This is a genomic window from Kitasatospora sp. NPDC059577 (assembly GCF_042735475.1).
Taxonomy (GTDB): domain Bacteria; phylum Actinomycetota; class Actinomycetes; order Streptomycetales; family Streptomycetaceae; genus Kitasatospora.
The window spans coordinates 224623-229856 of sequence record NZ_JBHWBZ010000004.1 but is presented as its reverse complement, the minus strand read 5'-3'; the positions used below and the strand labels follow the sequence as shown (position 1 = coordinate 229856).

At 72.7% G+C, this 5234-nt stretch carries 3 protein-coding genes; 2 read left to right on the top strand and 1 reads right to left on the bottom strand.

What is annotated here, in order from left to right:
* Positions 1-123 precede the first annotated feature (123 nt).
* Complete coding sequence (locus ACFV0O_RS06440) at positions 124-1485, bottom strand: MATE family efflux transporter (protein WP_380337219.1); 1362 nt, start codon at positions 1483-1485, stop codon at positions 124-126.
* 453 nt (positions 1486-1938) lie between these two features.
* On the opposite strand from ACFV0O_RS06440, the gene dnaB reads away from it, so the two are divergent.
* Positions 1939-3579, top strand: a complete 1641-nt coding sequence (gene dnaB, locus ACFV0O_RS06435; protein WP_380337116.1) for a replicative DNA helicase — start codon at positions 1939-1941, stop codon at positions 3577-3579.
* 75 nt (positions 3580-3654) lie between these two features.
* The gene (locus ACFV0O_RS06430; protein WP_380337112.1) at positions 3655-5127 is read left to right on the top strand and encodes an acyltransferase family protein; all 1473 of its coding nucleotides are present in this window, start codon (positions 3655-3657) and stop codon (positions 5125-5127) included.
* Positions 5128-5234: the final 107 nt, after the last annotated feature.

The following is a 5234-nucleotide window of genomic DNA, read 5'->3' as shown; positions in this document are numbered from 1 at the left end:
CCCTCGACGATCTCTCCCTCCCCACCCTGCGCGGGTTGTGGGGGGGCTTGGCGGGTTGGTTTTCTGCCTCGGGGTTGTTGCCCCCCGCCCCCCCCCCGGCCCTCGGTCGTTCCCGGGTGCCGGCTACCCGCGCACCGCTCCGGTGACCAGCCAGGCGCCGCCGCGGGCGCGCCGGACCAGGAAGCCGGCGCGGACCAGCATGAACAGGTTCATCGCCCACCAGAGCCCGGCCAGCCCGGCGCCGGTGGCCGGCACCGCGAAGGCCACCGGGGCGAACACCGCCAGGGTCGCCAGCGCCGCCCGGGCCAGGTACGGACCGTCCCCGGCCCCCATCAGCACCCCGTCCAGCACGAAGACCAGGCCGGAGACCGGCTGGCTGAGCGCGAGCAGCAGCAGGGCGGTGTCCAGCTGCGCCCGGACGGCCGGATCGGGCGTGAACAGCGGCACGTACAGCGGCCGGGCGGCCACCACCAGCAGTCCGAGCAGGACCCCCGCACCGATGCCCCACTCGACCATCCGCCGGGTGGCGGCCCTGGCCCCGGGGACGTCCGAGGCGCCCAGGTAGCGGCCGATGATGGCCTGGCCGGCGATTGCGATGGCGTCCAGGGCGAAGGCCAGGAAGCTGAACAGCGTCATGGTGATCTGGTGCGCGGCGACCCGGTCGTCGCCCAGCCGCGCGGCCACCGCGGTGGCGATCATCAGCACCGCGCGCAGGCTGATCGTCCGCACCAGCAGCGGGCCGCCCGCCCTGGCACTCGCCCGGATGCCCGTCGCGTCCGGCCGCAGTGAGGCCCGCTCCCGGCGGGCCCCGCGGACCACCACGACCAGGTAGACGGCGGCCATCCCGGTCTGCGCGGCCACCGTGCCCCAGGCCGAGCCGGCCACCCCGAGCCCGGCCCCGTACACCAGCCCGGCGTTCAGGCCGATGTTGGCGGCGAAGCCCGCCACGGCCACCAGCAAGGGCGTGCGGGTGTCCTGGAGACCGCGCAGCACGCCGGTCGCCGCCAGCACCATGAGCATCGCCGGGATGCCCAGGGAGCTGATCCGCAGGTACGTCACCGCGTGGGGCGCGGCGGTCGGGGAGGCGCCCAGGACGTCGGCCACCCAGGGGGCCGTCAGCAGGGTCAGCAGGACCACCGGGACGGCCAGGCCGAGGGCGAGCCAGATGCCGTCGACGCCCTGCTGGACGGCGCCCCGGCGGTCCCCGGCGCCGATCCGGCGGGCGACCGCCGCGGTGGTGGCGTAGGCGAGGAAGACGAACACACCGGTCGCGGTGGTGAGCGCGGCGGAGGCGACGCCGACCCCGGCCAGCTGGGCGGTGCCGAGGTGGCCGACGATCGCCGAGTCGGCCAGCAGGAAGAGCGGTTCGGCGACCAGCGCACCGAAGGCCGGGACGGCCAGGGCGAGGATCTCCCGGTCGTGCCGACGCCCGGCCGGGGCGGGGGCCGGGGCCCGGGAGGTGTCGTGGGGCGGCGAGGCGGTCATGCGCTCCAGGCTACTCATCCACAGGTAATAGGTACAGATGGCCTATGACCATTACTCGAAATCTTGAGCGGCGCCGTTCGTCCGCTCGGTGCCCACAGCCGTTCGGAGGTGTGTGAAGAATTTCTCATGCACAGGCCCGGTACGGGGTAATCCCAGGTCAGCAGGTTGACGGTGGATCGATCGTCCGGTTATCCACAGGGACGTCCACAGGGGTGTCCACAGCTTTGCGGCAGTTCTCCACAGGCAGGGGCCGTTCATCCACACCCCCTGTGGATAACCGCCTTGGCGCGAGGGCGTCCGGCGCCTTAGCGTGGGCCCCTCCGACCGACACTCCCACCGCCCCCGGCGTCCGATTTGTCGGAGCCGTGGCGTAGAAAGAGGAGCGGATCCGCTCCACCCAGCCACCGGCAAGGCCCGCTCCAACTCGCACCACTCGCTGATCGGGGAACACGCGTGACCGGCCCCCAGTACGACGACCACGACGCCCCGCCGCCGGAAGAGGACTGGCAGACCGCCGAGGACCCCTTCCCGGCCGGCGCCTTCGACGACGCGCCCTTCCCGGAGGGCCCCGGGGACCGGCTCCCGGTCTCCCGCGGCCGCGGCGGCCAGGGGGGCCAGGGCGGCCAGGGCGGTGGCCGCGACGGCTTCCAGAAGGGCGGCGGCTTCCAGGGCGGCAAGGGCGGCCGGAACGGCTCCGGGCGCGAGGGCGGCCAGCGGGACGGCGGCTGGCAGCGCCGGGGCGAGGGCGACGGCGAGGGCGGCTCGGACGGCTTCGAGCGCGTCCCCCCGCAGGACCTCGCGGCCGAGCAGTCCGTCCTCGGCGGCATGCTGCTCTCCAAGGACGCCATCGCCGACGTGGTCGAGGTGCTCAAGCCCGCCGACTACTACCGGCCCGCGCACGAGATGGTCCACGGCGCGATCCTCGACCTCTACGCCCGCGGCGAGCCGGCCGACCCGATCACCGTGGCCGGCGAGCTGACCAAGCGCGGCGAGCTCCAGCGGGTCGGCGGCGCCTCGTACCTGCACACCCTGGTCAACTCCGTCCCGACCGCGGCCAACGCCGAGTACTACGCCCAGATCGTCCACGAGCGCGCGGTGCTGCGCCGCCTGGTCGAGGCGGGCACCCGGATCGCCGGCATGGGCTACGCGTCCGAGGGCGACGTGGACGAGATCGTCAACGCCGCCCAGGCGGAGATCTACGCCGTCACCGAGCAGCGCACCAACGAGGACTACGCGCCGCTCGCGGACATCATGGAGGGCGCCCTCGACGAGATCGAGGCGATCGGCTCCCGGCAGGGCCAGATGTCCGGCGTGCCGACCGGCTTCGCCGACTTCGACCAGCTCACCAACGGTCTGCACCCCGGCCAGATGATCGTCATCGCGGCCCGCCCCGCCATGGGAAAGTCCACCCTCGCACTGGACTTCGCCCGGGCCTGCTCGATCCAGCACAAGCTGCCGAGCGTGATCTTCTCGCTCGAAATGGGGCGCAACGAGATCGCCATGCGCCTGCTCTCCGCCGAGGCCCGGGTCGCGCTGCACCACATGCGCTCCGGGAACATGACGGACGACGACTGGACCCGGGTCGCCCGCCGGATGCCCGACGTCAGCGAGGCGCCGCTGTTCATCGACGACTCGCCGAACCTGTCGATGATGGAGATCCGCGCCAAGTGCCGCCGGCTCAAGCAGCGCAACGACATCAAGCTGGTCGTCATCGACTACCTCCAGCTGATGCAGTCCGGCGGCTCCCGCCGGGCCGAGAACCGCCAGCAGGAGGTCTCGGACATGTCCCGTAACCTCAAGCTGCTGGCCAAGGAGCTGGAAGTCCCGGTCATCGCGCTGTCCCAGCTGAACCGTGGCCCCGAGCAGCGCACCGACAAGCGGCCGATGGTCTCGGACCTGCGCGAGTCGGGCTCGATCGAGCAGGACGCCGACATGGTCATCCTGCTGCACCGCGAGGACGCCTACGAGAAGGAGTCGCCGCGCGCGGGCGAGGCCGACCTGATCGTCGCCAAGCACCGAAACGGTCCGACCGCGACCATCACGGTGGCCTTCCAGGGCCACTACTCGCGCTTCGTCGACATGACCCGGGACTGACCGCGCACGACCGATGCGGGCCCGGAGCGGCCCCGGCCGGGGGCGAGCTCACCCGGATGGGCTAATCTCCGGCGGATGAAAACCAAGGGATCGCCGGCTCGATGGGGAGTGCGGAGGGGGCGGCAGGGCGACCGGGCCGCCGCGCCGGGAAGCCGGCTCGGCTGGCTGGACGCACTGCGCGGGATCGCCGCACTGGCCGTGACGGCCCACCACTTCGAGGTCCTGAAGCTGATCCCGGGCGGCGCCACCGTCTCGGCCCACTTCGACCTCGGCTTCTACGGCGTCATCGCGTTCTTCATCGTCAGCGGGTACATCATCCCGGCCTCGCTGGAACGGCGCGGTGACGTCCGGGCCTTCTGGATCGGCCGGGTCTTCCGGATCTACCCGGCGCTGATCGTGACCATGGTCTTCGCCGAACTGGTCCTGCCGCACGACTACCAGGTCCTCACCTTCGACGGCTACCACCACGACCTGCTCTGGCTGGCGGGCAACGGCCTGATGCTGACGGACGTGCTGGGCGTGGTGAACGGCCTCGGCATCATGTGGACGCTGACGTACGAGATGCTCTTCTACTTCTTCGTCAGCAGCCTCTTCACCTTCGCCTGGCACCGGCGCAGCGCGCCGATCGCGGTCGGGGCCGGGGCGGTCGCACTGGTGCTGGGCGTCCTGCTGCCCTCGTGGAGCCTGCAGACCAGCGCCGAGGCGATCAGGAACCTCGTGGTCGCCGCCGTGGTCGTCGTGGTCACGGGCGTGTTCTGCATGGTCAGCGGGAACGCGTCCCTGGCCCGGACCGGCGGTCTGCTGCTGGGCGGTCTCGGCCTGCTGCTGGCGTTCACCAACGGCCGGACGACCGCGTACGAGACCTTCACCATCTTCGCGACGATGTTCGCGGGCACGGTGATCTACCGGGCGCAGAACGGGCAGATCGAGCGGATCGAGGCCTGGCTGTCGGTCGGCTTCGTGGTGGTGGCGGGCGCCCTCGTGGGGCCGATGTACAACCGGGGCGCGATGGCGAACGCGACCTCGACCTTCACCTGGTCGGCGTGGACCTACGCCTACCTGGGGGCGTGGGCGTCGTTCGGCTTCTTCTTCCTGCTGCGCAGCCGGCGGATGCCCCGTCCGCTGGTGTGGCTGGGGGCGGTGAGCTACTCGGTCTACCTGCTGCACTGGGCGGTCAAGAAGTTCCTGCTGTGGCGGCTCGGCTGGGACAGCATCAACTACCCGGACAAGCTGGCCGCGATGCCGTTCGTGGAGCGGTGGTCGTGGGTGGCGGGCTACGTCGCGGTGCTGCTGGCCGTCTGCTGGGCGGTGTACCGGCTGGTGGAGCTGCCGTTCCAGAACCTGGGCCGCCGGCTGACCACGGCGGCGAACCGGCGGTGGCCGTCGCAGTCCCTGGAGCGGCCGGCGCCGGCGGCCGTGGTGGCCGTCGTCCCGGCGCAGTCCCAGGGGCCCGTGCCGGAGCCGGTGCTGGTGGCCGCGGGTTCGGCGGTGGGGCCGGACACGGCCCCGGGCGGGGACCCGGGCGGTCAGGGGAAGCAGGCCGAGTGAGCCCGGGCCGGGGGGGGGGGGGGTGCGCCCCCCCCCCCCCCCCGGGCGGGGCGCGTCCGTGGGGCCGATTGGCGCCCGGGCGCCGGAGGGGGTGGCGGTGGCCGCCC